The sequence below is a fragment of the Gemmata obscuriglobus genome (genome assembly GCF_008065095.1).
Taxonomy (GTDB): Bacteria; Planctomycetota; Planctomycetia; order Gemmatales; family Gemmataceae; genus Gemmata; species Gemmata obscuriglobus.
Window position 1 is genome coordinate 6,342,701 of sequence record NZ_CP042911.1, and the last position, 16,142, is coordinate 6,358,842.

At 64.6% G+C, this 16,142-nt stretch carries 10 protein-coding genes; 3 read left to right on the forward strand and 7 right to left on the reverse strand.

Annotation, left to right across the window (positions count from 1 at the left end):
* Window positions 1–65: 65 nt before the first annotated feature.
* A complete protein-coding gene (locus GobsT_RS26555) occupies window positions 66–437 on the reverse strand; it encodes a hypothetical protein (protein ID WP_010034914.1) in 372 nt (123 codons plus the stop codon).
* 101 nt (window positions 438–538) lie between these two features.
* Here GobsT_RS26555 and GobsT_RS26560 point away from each other — a divergent pair.
* A protein-coding gene (locus GobsT_RS26560; RefSeq protein WP_417936319.1) for an IS3 family transposase occupies window positions 539–1,667 on the forward strand; the annotation gives its coding sequence in 2 pieces (ribosomal slippage) (window positions 539–817 and window positions 819–1,667; 1,128 coding nt in all).
* 148 nt (window positions 1,668–1,815) lie between these two features.
* On the opposite strand, the gene GobsT_RS26565 is transcribed toward GobsT_RS26560, so the two are convergent.
* From GobsT_RS26565 to GobsT_RS26590, 6 genes are all read right to left on the reverse strand, one after another.
* A complete protein-coding gene (locus tag GobsT_RS26565; RefSeq protein WP_157506541.1) occupies window positions 1,816–3,696 on the reverse strand; it encodes a WD40 repeat domain-containing protein in 1,881 nt (626 codons plus the stop codon).
* A gap of 1,141 nt (window positions 3,697–4,837) precedes the next feature.
* The gene (locus tag GobsT_RS26570; RefSeq protein WP_010034904.1) at window positions 4,838–6,172 is read right to left on the reverse strand and encodes a M10 family metallopeptidase domain-containing protein; all 1,335 of its coding nucleotides are present in this window, start codon (window positions 6,170–6,172) and stop codon (window positions 4,838–4,840) included.
* Window positions 6,173–6,796: 624 nt separating this feature from the next.
* Complete coding sequence (locus GobsT_RS26575) at window positions 6,797–7,801, reverse strand: DUF1559 domain-containing protein (RefSeq protein ID WP_033197819.1); 1,005 nt, start codon at window positions 7,799–7,801, stop codon at window positions 6,797–6,799.
* Between the two features lie 75 nt (window positions 7,802–7,876).
* Complete coding sequence (locus tag GobsT_RS26580; protein ID WP_148087881.1) at window positions 7,877–8,512, reverse strand: hypothetical protein; 636 nt, start codon at window positions 8,510–8,512, stop codon at window positions 7,877–7,879.
* A gap of 32 nt (window positions 8,513–8,544) precedes the next feature.
* Window positions 8,545–10,656 carry a serine/threonine protein kinase gene (locus GobsT_RS26585; RefSeq protein ID WP_010034902.1) on the reverse strand — a complete coding sequence of 704 codons (2,112 nt, stop codon included), beginning with the start codon at window positions 10,654–10,656 and terminating at the stop codon, window positions 8,545–8,547.
* A 14-nt stretch (window positions 10,657–10,670) separates the two neighbouring features.
* Window positions 10,671–11,333, reverse strand: coding sequence for an RNA polymerase sigma factor (locus tag GobsT_RS26590; RefSeq protein ID WP_010034901.1), 663 nt, complete (start codon window positions 11,331–11,333; stop codon window positions 10,671–10,673).
* Between the two features lie 268 nt (window positions 11,334–11,601).
* Here GobsT_RS26590 and GobsT_RS26595 point away from each other — a divergent pair, with 268 nt between their 5' ends.
* Both GobsT_RS26595 and GobsT_RS26600 read left to right on the forward strand, forming a co-directional pair.
* Window positions 11,602–14,190 (forward strand): 3-keto-alpha-glucoside-1,2-lyase-like domain-containing protein, encoded by a 2,589-nt coding sequence (locus tag GobsT_RS26595; RefSeq protein WP_010034899.1) that lies wholly within the window; start codon window positions 11,602–11,604, stop codon window positions 14,188–14,190.
* Window positions 14,191–14,216: 26 nt separating this feature from the next.
* Complete coding sequence (locus tag GobsT_RS26600) at window positions 14,217–16,094, forward strand: hypothetical protein (RefSeq protein WP_010034896.1); 1,878 nt, start codon at window positions 14,217–14,219, stop codon at window positions 16,092–16,094.
* Window positions 16,095–16,142: the final 48 nt, after the last annotated feature.

The following is a 16,142-nucleotide window of genomic DNA, read 5'->3' on the forward strand; positions in this document are numbered from 1 at the left end:
ACAATTGTCGATCGCAAGCAAAGCGTGAGCAAGGCCACGGAGACAATTCTGTCACCACGCGAGCGTCACTTTGCGGTGATCTTGAAGCGGCCCGCGCCCTGGACCCGGACTTCCGAGGCCCCGACCGTTTGGACATCGCCACCGTTCCACCAGAGCGTGCCCTGGACCTTCAGCGTGCTGCTGCTCAGGATGCGCCGGCCCGTGTTCCAGACTTCGAGCTGCGCGTCGGGCGCGATCGTGAGGCTGGCGGCGGCGATCGTGCCGCACCGCCAACTGCCCTTGGCGCCGGTACCCAGCACCCGCGCCCCGTCCGCCAGGGTGCCTCCCCACTGGTCGAAGGTGGTCGTTACGGTCAGCGTGTGCGTCAGCGCGACGCGGGCCGTGGACGTGCCTCCCAGCTTCAGCCCTTCCCTTTCCATCATCGCGAAACGGACCATCGGCGTCACTATTCACAACGATCGCCGCCGGAACAGTATAGTGGACCCCGAAAACTGGACCGCCGGTTAAGCTATACCGGAGGCCCAGGAAAGGGGAACCCATGGCGGGCAAGCGGAAGAGTCACTCGGCGGCGTTCAAGGCCCAGGTCGCGCTGGCGGCCCTCAAGGGCGACAAGACCATCAACGAACTGGCGAGTCAGCACGGCGTCCACCCGACCCTGATTCATGGGTGGAAGAAGCAGTTGCTCACCGGGGCCGAGGCCGTGTTCGCCTCGGGGGCGAAGGGCACCGGCCCCCCGGAAGACAAGACGACCGAGTTGTACGAGCAGATCGGCCGCCTCAAGGTGGAACTCGACTGGGTGAAAAAAAAATCGGCCGCCCTCGGCTGAGGCCAAGCGTGCCCGGATCGAGGCCGAGCACCCGGAGCTGAGCGTCCGGCGCCAGTGCGAGCTGATCGGATTGAACCGCTCGACGGTGTACTACGAGCCGACCCCGGAGAGCGCGGAGAACCTGACGCTGATGCGGTTGATCGACGAGCAGTACACGACGTGCCCGTTCTACGGGAGCCGGCGCCTGGCCGCGTGGCTGGGCACCCAGGGCCACGAGGTGAACCGCAAGCGGGTGCAGCGGCTGTTGCGGATCATGGGGTTGGAGGCCCTGTACCCCAAGCCCAAGCTGTCGGTCGGGTCCGGGCACAAGGTGTACCCGTACCTGTTGCGGGGCGTGGCCATCGACCGGGTCCATCAGGTGTGGAGCACGGACATCACGTACATCCCGATGCCCACCGGGTTCATGTACCTGGCCGCAACGATGGACTGGTTCAGCCGGTACGTGGTGGCCTGGCGACTGTCCAACACGTTGGACGGGTCATTCTGCCAGGACATGCTGGAGGAGGCCTTGGGCCGGGGCAAGCCGGAGGTGTTCAACACGGACCAGGGAGTCCAGTTCACGGCCGCCGCGTGGGTCGGGCGATTGGAGCGGGCCGGGGTCGCGGTGAGCATGGACGGGCGGGGCCGGTGCCTGGACAACGTGTTCGTGGAGCGCCTGTGGCGGAGCGTCAAGTACGAGGACGTGTACCTCAAGGGTTACGAGTCGGTGCCGGCCCTGGAGAGTGGGCTCCGGGCGTACTTCGGGTTCTACAACACCGAGCGGTTACACCAGTCCCTGGACTACCGCACCCCGGCTCAGGTGTATGGCGTCGGAGCCACGAAGGCCCCGACGAAACAGTAGCGAAGGATAGCAACTTTTTGGTCTAGACAATGGGGTCCACTGTACAGCTTAATCTTCGAGCTGCTCAAGACCGGAAAATTTGACCAAACGGATCATGGGGGATACCAAGTGGCTAGAGTAAAATCATTCGAAACACTACATAGATTCGTCAATTCTTCTGAACTTTCCAGACAAGGACGGTTGTGTCCTCTGAAGCCGTCGCCAACAGAGAGGAGTCAGCACTGAACGCCATTTCAAGAACTCGCGCCCCGTGCCCCCTCAAGGTGGTAACGAGCTTATACGACGGTATCGCATACAGACGAATCACCGGCACGTTCTTCTCCATCCCGCCGACCGCCATCCTCCGCCGATCAGGGCTAAGCAGGAGCGGGCTTGGCGAACTGGCCCCGCCAGTAATCGCCCCCCTAACCGCCCGGTCACCAGTATCAGCCTCAAACTCACTCACTGTGTATCCACCATCCGACGCATTGTGGAATAGAAGAATCGTCCACCCGTTCCCCAGCACGTGCAGCCCGTCATATGGCCACGGCTGGAGCCCATCTACCGTATTCTCAGATAGCTTCTCCTTTGTTCGCAGATCCCAGGTGGTGATCTTGAGCGGGTTAGCTGCTCGCGGCCGTGCTCGACCGTTCGGCTGAATGACTATTAGCCGGGAGCCGTCGGGCGAAAAGCCACAGACGGCTCTTTCCGGGACTTCGACCTCTGGGCTCTTCACCTGCTTACCGGTTTTCACGTCGAAAAGAGGAAGATAGGTAGGAGGTGCCCCCTTCTCCCAACGATAGCTACCGCCTCGAACCAAGAACTCGCCCGTCGGCGAATAAACGGTTCGTTCGTCGGACCTCTCCAGGTTAACCGGCTCGGTTTTCTGAAGCACCCGTCCCGTTTTGAGGTCGCAGATCAGGGCACTACCGCCCCAACGGCCCGCTCGTCCAAGAACAAACGTGCGGCAGTCCGGGGAAATGGCTTCAACGAACCCGTCGTCTACAAACTCGCTAGGCAGGTCTCGCGGGCGAATGGACACAACCGTCGGCTCGCCACCGGACAGCGTCCAGTTGAGCGGGCTTGCGATGCCGGCCATGGCCAAATACAGGGATTTTCCATCGGGCGCGAACCGCATTGTCAGTGGCAGGGACGGATAACCTGAGACCGGTGTTAAGAAGCGACCCTGCTCGGCATCCCAGGTGGCCACCGCTTCGCCCCACCTTCCGAGTCCGGTCAACCGCCCGTCGGGCGTGTATTCGATAGCATCCCCCAAGAGTTTACCGCGAGGGACGATGGCGGGCGGCAACTCGGGTGGGGCGTGCGCCGCCCGGTGCTTCCCGGTGGCGGCGTCCCACACCAGCACTCGGCCAGAGGATTCCAGGTTGGCGACCCACTTGCCGTCCCGGGAGAAGGTCCAAGAAACCGGCCGCGCGGCGCCCACGACCGTTTCGAGCGAGCACACCTTCTTCTTGGTGCCCAGATCCCAGATGACGCCGTGGCCGTCGCCGTCGACCGCTACGACTCGGGTCGAATCTGAGAAGAACACAACAGTGCCGGCGTACGTCTCTCCGGTGTCGAGCAAGTACCGCTCACGCCCGGTAGCCACATCCCAGACCTGAATCTGCCCGCACACCGCCGCCGGCGCGTCCGAGTTCGGGTCTCGCACCCCTTCGGCCCCGCCGGTGACCAGCGTCTTTCCGTTGGGAGAAATGACGGCCCACACCCACGCCCGCTGGACCACCTCGAATTCCTGAGCCACCACCTTCTCACCGAGTCGGAGCACCATTGCCCGGCCGCTTGCCCCATTCATCTGAGGTCTCTCGCAGCCGAACGCGACGGTGGCCCCGTCCGCCGACACCGACAAGGGGCTGATGCGGACGCCGTTATCGATGACGGGCAACCCGTCCCAACTCGTCACCTCACGCCCCGAGTTGGTGTCGAATACCCGCAGCGTTTTACCGTCCACCACGAACAATCGGTTGCCACGCACCACCGGTGGTGACATGTAGACCGGCTCGCGTGCGAAGTAGAACGACCTCTCGATCACACCAGAGTCGAGGTTCAGTAGCCCGGCTGCGTCGCGGCTGGTCAGCAGCGCCCGGCCATTGGGCGCAAAGCTATCGGGAGCGAAGAAGGGCGCGGTGCGAAACCGAGCCGTTCCCAAACGGGCCACGGCCCCATTGGGAAGCGGCTCTGGCACGCCCTTAGGCGGCGGCTCGCCCGCCCTCGCGGATACAGGAACAGCGAAAATCGTTAAGAACAGGCCCGCAACGGAGGGGCCGTAGAAACGCGAGTTCCCATCTCGGTCGCTCATGATTGCACCAGCGCGAGGCCTATTGTTCAACAATCGCAGTTGTGCATCGGAATCGACGTAGCTCGCGGCCGAACCGCCGAAACCCACCGGCTTCTTGGTCCGGCCACACCATCTCGGCGTGACTAGACGCAAGGCGCCTTGACGCGAGTCTATTAAGGGGAGCAACCGCCTAATGCAAAAAGCCGCACAATCACGAGACCATGCACGATCGATATCGCGCGACCGCGTCTAAATTGCCTCGTAGCTTTTCGTGACGATGGTAATCTCTCCTGCAGAGTCATTCAACAAGATATTTAAAAACGCCAGTCTATTGAGCTGCAGGACCTGGGTGAAATTAGCGTTTTCACTTCACGGGAGTTGCAGTCATTTAGCAGGCAATACAAGCGACGCCGCATCGCTCATGCACGGAATAATAAAGAAAATATGACACTATTAATGATAAAATACTTATAATTTTAATGCTATCGCATTCGATCCCGCTACGGCTCATGGGGCCACCAGAAGGCGTGTAGGTGATGGTGCCATCCGGGTTCGCGGCCGTGGTGCCGAACAGCCCCTCGGACGCGCCGACCACCGTGAGCGGATCGCGGCCCGGGCCGGCAGTAACCCATCCGATACGGCAGCATGAACGGGATCGACGCGAATCGGCACTCAGCCGCCGGGTTACCCGAGCAGGCCGTTGAAGAAGCCACTATCGAAACCCCGAAAACACAATTCTTGGCTACCCACACTTTGCACGATTTCGTGTCCGCGATCGGCCAAGAGTTCGCCGGTGGACAGGCGCCGGCCTGTCCAAGGCGGTGCGTCCGCTTGGGATGGAGCCGGCACCGCCGGAGGCTCCCGACCTGATTGGATAGCTCCGGCGGTCTGCAGTTCAGGGCTTCTTCTCTTCGTGGTTGTGCTCGTGCTTCTTCCGATCGGCGTAATACTTCAGTTGCCCGAATGTGCGGACCTTCTCAGACGTCTTCTTCGCATCGTCCGCGATCTCCTTGACCGAGGCCAGCGCCGTCGCGCTTTCCTTGAGTGCACTGAGGGCCGCTTCGGATTCCTGTAAACCCGCGAGAGCGAGCCCCTGTGCCGCGGACACCGACAGTTCGGCCGTCAGTTCCTCCTCCGTTGGGGGGATCACCGCGGCGTCCCCCACCGCCTTGGGGTTCGCGGCCATGACCGCGGCGGCCCGCGGCGCGGCCACCTTCTTCACCATGGACGGTTTGCTCGCCATTTCCTGCAGGTACTCCAGTGCGACCTTATTCTTCGACTTGTGAATGAGGTCGCCGAGGTGGATCAGGACGGCGTTCTTCGCCCGAAACTCATCCGCCCCAGACCGCTCGCTCTTGACGAACTTAATGAGCGGCTCGACGGCCTTCTCGTCGGCGATGAAGCACAGGGTCGTGACGATCTCCGGAAGGTGCTCCTTCTCGGCCGGGTCGTCGAGCATCTTCAGCAGCGTCTCGACGGCACCCTTGTACTTGTCCTGGTCTCGGAGCTTGACGGCGATCTCGAACGGGACGCCCTCGGGGTAGTGCCTGCGGACGAACTCCTTAACATCCTTCGGATCGGGGAGTGGTTGCTCTGCGGCCACAGCAGCCCCGGCGGTGAGTGCGGCCGGGCCGTTGCGGTACCGGTTGGACTCGGGCAAGCTCACCACCCGGTGGGTCGAGCCGATGCTCGGGAACATGACCGCATTTGGGTCGTCCGTGCGGTGACTCAGGCCGCAGTTGTGCCCGTACTCGTGGACCCACAGGATGCCTTCGAGGGCCGGGGTGAACCGGACGGCCCCGATGTTCACGACCGGACTGCCCACCGGGGCGCACCCGATAATCGATCCGCCCGGCCCGCCGCAGAAGTTGATGGCGCGGACGATCTTAACCCCGCTTGGGGCGTTGAACAGGGCGTTCAACTGGGCCTGCGTTTGGATGACGGCGGCGACGTTTGCCGGGAGCAGTTGGACGCTCCCGTCACGGACGAACGTGACGGGCGTGGTGACGTCCTTGCTCGTGTCCTTCGTCTGGAGGACGTTGCCCATGCTGGCCAGGGCCGCATCGGCCTCGGCGTTCGTGAGCGAGACCGACTTGTGGCGGAACACCTTGACCTTGACGGCTTTGGCCGCTTCTGCACCGTCCTTGGTTACGCCCCCGGCCCCGCCGACGGCGACGGCCCCGCAGGCCATCAGGGCGAACGCGACCCCGGCACGATACTGGCATCTCATCACGGCACTCCTTACGAAATGGGAGAGGCACGGTCCTCCGACCCCGCATGGGGCAGGCTGTATTGAGGGACGCAACGCCGCGTCCAGACATGGTGGCTTAGGCAATCAGCCAAATCGCAGTTGCCATTCCGCAGACGCCGACGGCTCAGCCGCTGACGCATTTACGGTCTGCGTTCGCCTCACTGAACCTAACAATGGGGTCTATCACCGTTTGTTCGCCTCCCGGCTTCCACCGAGGACGAGTGTGAAGTCCGAAATGGCGGTTAATGTGGTGACGGTTGACGAGTTGCTTTCCCTGCGGGGCTCGACTACGTGCTGGACAGACTCGTCTGCTCTCAAAGGCCAGACATTTTACCTGCTGAAATGACCTGCCGACAATCAGGCGACTGCCCAGGAAGGAAGGTCTCGTGGGCAGTGACGCAAGCCGTGAAAGGTGCTGGGTGAGCGACCGCGAGTTCAGGCTCAGGCCGAGTTGGTAACGTATCCTTCGCTGCAGAACCCCAGCCCCTTCCATGGGCTGGGGTTGCGATTTGCCGGCTACAGCCGTCACCGATCCGACCACGCACCCGTCGCCGGACGAGCACGATCCCGTTCTCCGTCAGGCACAAGATGGGGGGGAGAGGCTTACTCTTCACTCGCGACCACCTCGCCCCCGCTTCGGGTGCCAAGCGCACGCCAAGTCTCGAACGCGATCGAGTCCCGGACGAACCGCACGGAGCCGTCGGCGAAGCACACGTTCACACCGCCGCTGTGGTAGCTGCGCGCGGCGAGGTGGAATTGGTCCGCGCTCTCGATCATGCAATCTCGACCAGTATAGTTTGGCAAAAAAGTGTGCGTGTACAGGGCGGTCTGCGGGGCGCCGCGATAGAACTGTAACCCGGTGATGTTCTCGGTTTTCACGGCCGTGTTACAGAACGAAACGAGCGAAGCGGAAGGGGTTCTGTTATTGGGGTTCGTTGCCGGGTTCCCCACTCCCCACACGGGAAGGGGAACAAGAGTCACGTCGAATCGGTTGTGATCCGGGCTCGCGCCCCGTACAACTTCGGCGAATAGAACCGTGTTGCTCGTCCCGTCCGTGATTCCGGCCAAAGAGATCCGAAAGGCATTCCCGAACACCCCCGCGAGCGATGGGGGCTTGATCACAGTTCCGCGACTGTCCTGCCACCACCCATGCGCGCCCGCATTGCCAAAGTAGTTGCTCCGTCCGGACTGTCCTGCCGTAACACCGAACGGTGAGTTTTGATCAACGTACATTCCATTTGATGGATCGGCCGGGCAAAGGTAAATCGGCACATCGCCAACGCGGCCAGTGTAATTATCCGGATGTGAGAAAACGTTCCGCAGCAAATCAAACCGTTGAAACCGCGCGTCCTGTTCGACGTACTGGAGGAGTTGGAGTTGAACGGAGGCGTAGGCAGGTGGACCCGTGGCCCCGGCTGGGAACGTACCGACCGCTGCTGTAAAGTTGTGCGCAGCCTTGCCCATTTGAGCCAAGTTGCTGGCACACTGGATCCGGGCAGCTGCCCCTCGCACCTTCTGGACGGCGGGAAGGAGCAGCCCGATGAGGACCGCAATGATCGCGATCACCACCAGTAATTCAATGAGCGTGAACGCGCCACGGGATCTCATAGTCAAGCACCTTTGGCAACCAAAAGCATCGCTCCAACCCTCAACGCATCTCGGCGCCCAATAATTTATTTATTGTCACATTGTCGATATGTTTCGCGGCGTAGCCGTATCTACATTAGAATCCAATGCATTCAGCACGTAATTATGACTTCCACTGTCGAGCGAAGGAAACACCGCGATCCAGAAGCTATTAGACAGGCTACTGAACAATGATTCAGCAAGAATTGTCCTACCCCCCTCCGCCAGCCAGACAGACACAGCATCGTGTGAGAGCGGACCATAGGCCACGAAGTAATCCCTTTCATCCGATATGTCGGCATTTGGAGCGGGATACTCGAATTCAATGAACTTTTCGCCCCATAGACCGTTGGACTCAAACTGGACCTGCTTAACCAACTCAATACCGTTCTGAGCATTGACTTTACTCAAGTACAAAGTGTGGACACCGCTTGAAATCCTCCTCTCATCATCACCAAACAGTGTAAAATAGTACCGATTCCCGTCGCCATCTGTGTACATCCAGGCTGCAGTACCCGGGATTGCCTTCTGCTCCCTGGGCGGCGCATCGAGCGTCGCGACGATGCCGACGATGTCCGGTTCGTCTCGAATCCGTACGGCCGATATGAACAAACCCGGCACACGCCTGTCACGCCCTCCGTTGGGCCGATCATCTCGGTTGCATACGGTCGGATGTTTAACTTCGATCGGCATTCTCGGTTCTCCTTACTACTTGGAACTACTCACTACTTCTTGCCAAGCGGCGTCACCGTGACCCGGTCGAAGAATGCGGACGCCCTCACCACATACAGGCCCAATCCACCGCGGGGCACGAAGTTGGGCCTCAGGTCGCGCACGAACGGGTTGTCACGGTGCCGTTCGGCCCTTCGGATGAGGTCTGTGGCGGTGGATAAGTTCAGATCCCAATCACGAACGGCAATCGAGAACTTCTGGCCGTCCCATTCCGTGATGAGTTCATCGGGGCCGACGGTGACCTCAATGTTGTGCCATTCGCCTCGTGTCTCGTCTTCCAATTTCGACCCCACCGGCCCGAGCCCTTTCACGTCCAGCGCCGGCGGGACGTCCGGCTCGGAAAGCAACACCGGGTTCATCGTCACCTGTTTCGTCGGCACCAGGGTCCGATGCGATCCGTTCGGTCGGACGACCTCCACTTTGGGTGGCGCGGACACGTCGTCGAAGGAGACCCGGGTCAGCACGTGGATGTCGCTACCTCCACCGGGGTGGGCACACCGCCCGACGTAAAGCCCCACCGAGGGCGCGCCGCCAAGATCACGGGTGTGTTTCACGCGGGCCGCGACTCGATACTGACTCATTTGCGGATCGGACAGGAGTTCGAGCAGGGCGACCGATTTCGTTTCGACCTCAAAGTACCCGTCCAGTTTGGTGTTCGTTCTGCTTGCGGTCTGCCCCATTTTCCACCGGAACCACCTCGGCTTGCCTGTTTCGCCAATCAGGGTGACCGCCTGTCCCGGCGCCGCCCGCGCCACTTCGGCCTCGATTTCTTTGCGAGTCTCGTCGGTTCCTTCCTCTTGCGGCTGCTCACCCGTGGGCGAGCCCAGGTAAAGCGCGCCCCCGACCGCACCGCCAAAGGTAAGAACCACCGCGCCCGCCGCGACCGACCCGCGACGCGCGTTCCGTCGTACCCACCGCATTGCGCGCCGGGCGCGCGTCAGCGGGCGGGCCTCGGTTGATTCGCCCCGGAGCAGCCGGCCGAGGTCGTCGGCCAGCGCCTGAGCCGACTGGTACCGCCAACTGGGGGGCGCCTCCAAGCACTTCAGACAAACGGCCTCCAGGTCGGGCGAGATCTGCCTGCGGAGCCGGGACGGCGGAATCACGTTCCCCTCTCGGACCAGGGCGAGGATTGCGTCTTTCGAGTCGGCCATGAACGGCGGCACCCCGGTGAGCGTCTCGTACAAGATCGCACCGAGCGCGTACACGTCCGTCCGCTCGCCAATCTCGCTCGTGCGCCCCGCCGCCTGCTCCGGGGCCATGTAGCTCGCCGTACCCATCACCGCGCCGGTTTCGGTCAGTTGGGCCCCGCTCTCGTCGAGCAGTTTCACCAGACCGAAGTCAGCAATCTTCATGATGCCGTCGGACCCAATCAGTACGTTCGCCGGCTTGAGATCGCGGTGCACAACTTTTTGCTCGTGGGCGTACGCAACGGCCCCCGCCAGGGTTTGGACCTTCTCGGCCGCATCCAGTGGCGCGAGCGAGCCGCCCGCTTTCAGCTTGTCCGCCAGGCTCCCCCCCTCCACCAGTTCCATCGTGAAATAGGGCCGGCCGTTGTGGTCATCGAAGTGGTGGAACTGAACCACGTTCGGATGCTGCAGCCGCGCCAGGACTTTACCCTCGTTGCAGAACCGCGTGAGCCCATCCGGCCCCACGGCGAGTATGTCCCGGATTGTCTTCAAAGCGACGACTTGTTTCAGCGGTCGCCGTTCCGCGCGGTACACCACTCCCATCCCGCCACTCCCGATTTCCTCCAGCAGTGTGTAGCGCCCGAACGTCGTTCCAACCCGAATCTCCCCGGATGACCGGCCCGCCTCCCGATCTTTCGGTTCCGCGTTCAGCGGGTCGGAACCGCCCGCGATCATCCCGCCCGCAGCGAGCAGCTCCGAGCCGCCCGTCGATTCGAGCCTCTCGCGCAACCAGGCGTCGAACCCGTTCTTCGCCGCGCCTTCAATCTCGGCTAGCGCGGCGAGGCAGGCCTCACAAGTCGAGAGGTGGTGGTCGACCGCCTCCAGGTCCGGCTCCGCCAACCGGCCGCTGCTGAACGCGGCCAACGTTTCCCGATCGGGGCATCGGTCGGGGTCAGCGGGTGTGGCGACTAAAAACATCGCGCGCCTCCGAGTCAACCCGCGGCGTCTGATCCCGTGGCAGGGCGCGGGGCTCCGTCCTCGGGCAGGTCCACCAGTTCGCCGAACTCCTCCAGAAGGCGGTGGAGCACTCGGGACTTCGCGAGGTACACTGAATGCACCCGGATACCCAATTCCTGTGCCACATCTTCCGCCCGCTGCCTGTCGATCATGTACCGCCAGAACGCCTGCCGGGTGCGGTCCTTGAACCCGGCCAGGGTCAGCTCGACCGCCTGACGCAGCACGATCCGCTCTTCGACCGCGTCAGCATCCGCGCCCCCGCCTCGCTCGGGCCGCTCGGGAACGGAGAGGAGCTCTCGCTGCGCGTCGCTCCCGCCGACGGCCGGGATCTGGCGGGCGTTGCGCCGCCGATGGTCATGGGCCTTGTTCCGGGTGATCATCCGCAGCCAGCCACGCAGCGTGTCTCCCGGTTGGTCGTGACGGAACCGGTCCATCGCCCGGTCAGCGGCCAGGAACACATCCTGGGACACGTCCTGTGCGTCGTGAGGCCGCAGGCCGTCCTGCTGGCACCAGTACAGGACCAGGGGCCGGTACAGCGCCTCGAACCGCTCCCACGCGCCGGGGGTCCGCGCGCGCACCCCGGCGAGCAGCGTGGACGAGGTCGTCTGCCCACTGACGCGAACGCGCCTGTCTATCACGGCTGCCTCTGAAATCGGATATCAGACGGATGAATGGCTGAATTATTTCCTCCGCGCGGCTTTGAACGCAAGTGAAAAATTTGCGCAACCGCAGAATCGTATGGGCACAGGCCACTCGGACCGTTTCACGGTTCGGAATTCGGAGGCCGGGTGATAGACCTCGTGTTCAGGGAAGTGAGCACCCTACCGGCCAGCCCCGCCGCAGGTCCACGCGGCTACCGCGCGGCCGCACCCTGGCGGGCGGTGCCCCTTCTCACAGGTGATCCCCATGGCCGTGTCCAAGCTCGTCGATTCAGGGCAGCCGTTCGTGAACGAGCCGGACATCCAGCGCACGACCTTCGCGGTCGATGCGCCGGGGCGGTTCTTCTGCAACACGTGGGACGAGGCCGTCAGCGCGCAGCAGGGCCGTCCGTTCGATGTCGTGATCGTCGGCTCGGGCATGTACGGCGGGTACCTGGCGGCCAAGCTGTACGAGTTCGGCGGGGACCTGCCCGAGGCCGACCGCCCCCGGGTGCTGGTGCTGGAGTCCGGCCCGTTCCTGCTCGCCGAACACATCCAGAACCTGACCGGGATGGGGGACGCGTTTGACCTGCCCGCCCGCGACCTGATCGACGAGGCGACGCAGGGGCGTGGGGACAAGATCGACCCCGGCCGGCTGTTCGTCCGGCACCACCGGTGCGTCGGCGGCAAGTCCCCGTTCTGGGGCGGCTGGGCCCCGCGGCTGACCGAGGAGGACCTGGCGCAGTGGCCGGCCGAGGTCCGGGAGTACCTGCTCCAGGCCGGCCGGCCCGACGGGTACGAGTACGTCGAGCGGGAAATCGGGGCGCGGCCGACGGCCGACTTCATGAGCGGCAAGCTGCTCGACGCCCTGCTCGCGCGCGTGAGGGAGTCGCTCCCCGGCGACCCGCGCCTGGCCTTCGTGGATGACGCCCCCATCGCCGTGCTCGGCCAGTCGCCGGGGTCCGGCCTGTTCAGCATGGACAAGTTCAGCAGCCTGGCCCTGCTGCTCTCGGCGGTCCGGGACGACATCGGCCGGGCGAAGAACAAGGGCGGGGACGCGGCCCGGCGGCTGTTCCTGGTACCAAACGCCGAGGTGCTGCGGCTGGAAACGCAGAGCGGGGCGGTCCGGCAGGTGGTCGCCGCGCTGCGCGACTTCGCCGAGCCGGAGAACCGGAGCCGGGCGCGAGTGGTCCGGTTGGACGTGCAGCCCGGCGCGGTCGTGGTTCTGGCCGGGAACACCGTGAACTCCACCCGGCTGGCCCTCAACTCGTTCCCCCGACCGCGGCAGATGTCGCCGACCGGGGAGCTGATGGGCCGCAACCTGATGGCCCACGTCCGGAGCAACTTCATCTGGAAGGTCGACCGGAAGAAGCTGATCGGCGACACCGTGCTGGGCACCAACCTCCAGACGGCGGCGCTCCACGTCCAGGGCGCGGCGAACACCGCGAAGGGCCGCGGGCGGTTCCACTTCCAGTTCTACGCCGCCCCGAACATGGACACCAACGCATTCCCGGGCGCTTCGAACAACCCGGAGGAGTTCCTCTATCGAATGGTCCCGAGCGTCGAGGAGTACGAGCGGATGCTCAAGGCCCAGGAGGGGCTGGGCACCCGCATCGTAGTCGGCATCCGCACGTGCGGGGAAACGTTTGGGGACAAAACCACTCCGGTCGACACGAGCAACGCGGTGAGCTGGATGAACGTCAGTCCGTTCGGCGGCGCCGGGGACGACGTGTACGTCGAGGGCGGGCGGGAGGTGCGCGTCCCGAAGGCGTTCGCCAACCTGGTCGAGACGGCGGCCGACCGGCAGGTCCGGGACGCCCAGGACGGGGCCGCGTTCGCGCTCATCGAGCGGCTGACCGGGCTGCCGACCGGTGCGGCCGGGAGCCGCGACCCGGCCGCACCGGTCGAGCTCATCGCCGAGAACAAGGACCGGATCGGGACCACGTTCCACGACTCCGGCACCCTCTGGCTCGGTGCCGACCCGGCCGCGTCGGTGACCGACGTCAACGGCCGGTTCCACCACGTCGCCAACGCCGCGTGCGTGGACCAGGCCATCTTCCCGACGGTCGGGTCCGCCAACCCGGTGCCCACCGGCTTGGCCCTCGCCCGGAAGGCCGCCCGGGCCATCATCGACCGGCACCGGCCGGCCCCCCCGCCGGCCGGGGGCGAAGCGGGGTTCGAGCCCCTCTACAAGGGCGACTTCGCGGCGGACGGGTGGAAGTACGCCGGGCCGCGGTTCGACGGCCAGGTGCCGTTCTTCGACGTCCAGGTCGGCGGGCCGGTCCTCGGGGCCGGGGTCGGCAGCCCGTTCTTTGACAGCGTGCTCGGGGTCCTCTGGTTCTCGAAGCGAACGTTCCGGGATTTCGTCCTTCGGCTGGAGTGGCGGACGTTCGACGGGGCCGCCAACGCCGGGGTGCTTCTACGGGCGCCCGAGCCGGCCCAACTCGACGCGGACCACTTCTACAACTCGGCGGTCGAGGTGCAGATCGACGAGCGCGGGTTCGCCTTCGATGCGACCAATCCGGGGAACAGCTTTTACGGAAGTCCGCTCCACCGAACGGGCGCCGTGTACGGACTGTTCCCCGCCCGGTCGTGGGCGGCCAAGCGGGTGAACTCCCGGGTCCCGGGTCGGGACGCGTACTGGAACCTGTTCGAGATCACCCTTCGGGGGCCGAACGTCGAAGTGCGGCTGAACGGCCAGATCGTGTCGGGCGGGACGCTCCAGAACCCGCTGCCGGCCGGGGCCGCGAACGCCCCGAACACCGACCCGGCCCGCAAGCGGTCGGACGGGTTCCTCGGCCTCCAGTGCCACACCGAAGTCGTTCAGTTCCGCAACATCCGGGTGAAAACCCTGTAACGTCCGTCCCCGCGAGGAGACCCAGCATGCAGACCCGATCCCGGGCCCAGTGGGCCGCCGTTGCATCCTTTGTCGCGGCATCCCTGGTTGCCGGCGGCGCCATCGACGGTCAAGACGAGAAGAAGGACGACAAGCCCGTGAGCCCGGGCGCCGCCGCGCCGTCGGCGGTCCGGCGGGTCGCGGTGACGCCCCTGAAGGAGCGCAGCCCGACCGGCGGCCCGGTGATGGAAGTGCGGCTCCCGGGCGCCGAAAAGCGCCTGGTCCGAGGGTCGGTAACGCAGGACATCAAAATTCCCGAGAGAGGCGTCCCCGCGGGCGAACCGACGCAGCGAGTGTCGATCGGCCCGGACGAATTGTACCAGGACCAGAAGCGCTACGAAGAGGACCTCCTGAAGGTGGGCGAGTTCGTCGACTTCTCGGACCGCAGCCGGCACAAACTCGCCCCCAAGGACGCCAAACAGTGGCGGGCGGTCAAAACGCCGGTCGGTCGGGAGACGCAACTGCCGCCGTATCTCGGCTCCCCGGTCCTGTGCGAGGAGGACATCCAGACGCTCAGCGAGCGGTGCCTGATGATCCGGGACCCGGCCGTCGTTGACGACCGGCGGGCCAAGGGCACCGGTGCCTGGTCCTTCGGTCACCTGATGACCGAGATGGCCAACGAGAAGGCGACCGGCATCAAGCCGTCCGATTTCGTGCTCCGCTGGCTTGAGCACTGGGAGCGGGATCAGAACGTCAACGGGTGCCGGATCGACAACCGCCGGGACGGCATCCGGGCGCTCGTCATCGACCCGTGGCAGGAGGCCAGCGGCGGCCCGGGCAAGCCGCTGGACCTGGCCAAGGCCCCGTTCCGGCTGATGGCCATCATCAACCGCCTCGACCTGAGCAGTAACGCGGTTCTCGGGGTCGACCGGATCGGGGACGGCGGGGCCGGTGAGGCACGCCTCATGTTCTGCGCCCTCGACACGCGAAAAGAGAAAGACCTCGACAAGGCACCGCCAGCGCTGTTCACCGTCATCTTCGAGTACGGGATCAAGCGGAAAAGCTTGCAGGGTGTCAAGGACTGGGCGGAAAGCTGGTACGAGCTGCGGCTCCACGACCCGAAGACGGACGCGTACAAGGCACGCCTGGAGCGGCTCACCGAGGAATTCGTTCGGGCCGGGGCAGACCCGGAGTGCCCGCCGAACCGCAGCGCACTGGCTCAGCTGCGGACGAATGAAATCGCACTGGACCTCGTGGCGAGTGAGTTGGGGGTGGAACTCGACCGGATCGACGGGCTCCCCCGGCCGCTGTGGGAGCTCCGCGAGTTCGTCGTCAACACCCACGACGACGGGTTCCTATACCAGGTCACGGTCAAGCAAACGCCCCGGCTCGCCCTCCGGGGCGGGGCGGCGAACCCGACCGGTGGGCAGCGGCTCGCCGAGTACGTGAACGTCCCGGCGAACCTGGACGCCATCCTGAACGAGCGCCACCGGCTGCCCGTGCAGTTCCCCGCGGGTCGGCCGTTCGTGGACGGGGCCTCGATCACCCCGTTGGACTTCTTCTGGGATGCGCCGGGGATCAAAGACCCCAAGGCCCGGCACTTGCTGTCACTTGCGACGTGCAGCGGGTGCCACGCGGGCGAGGCGTTCCCCCGGGTGAATAAGCCCGGCGCGACGTTCACGCACCTGTTCCCCCTCACCCGGGTCGAGGGCCGGGCGGCCGAAGTGTCCCCGTTCCTGAGCGGCAAGGGGGCCGACGGGAAGGAGTTCGCCTTGCCGGACCCGGCCGGCGCGAAGGGGCCGGACGGGAAGGTGATCGAGCGGAAGTTCGCCGACCTGGAGCGGCGGGCGTACTTCCTGCGCGACTTCGTGCGGTACTTCCTCTACTACCAGCTCAACCGCGTCCCGATCCAGAACGTCCACTGACACGACCGGCGCCGGCGGGGCCGGGCGCCCACGGCCCGCCGCGCGTCG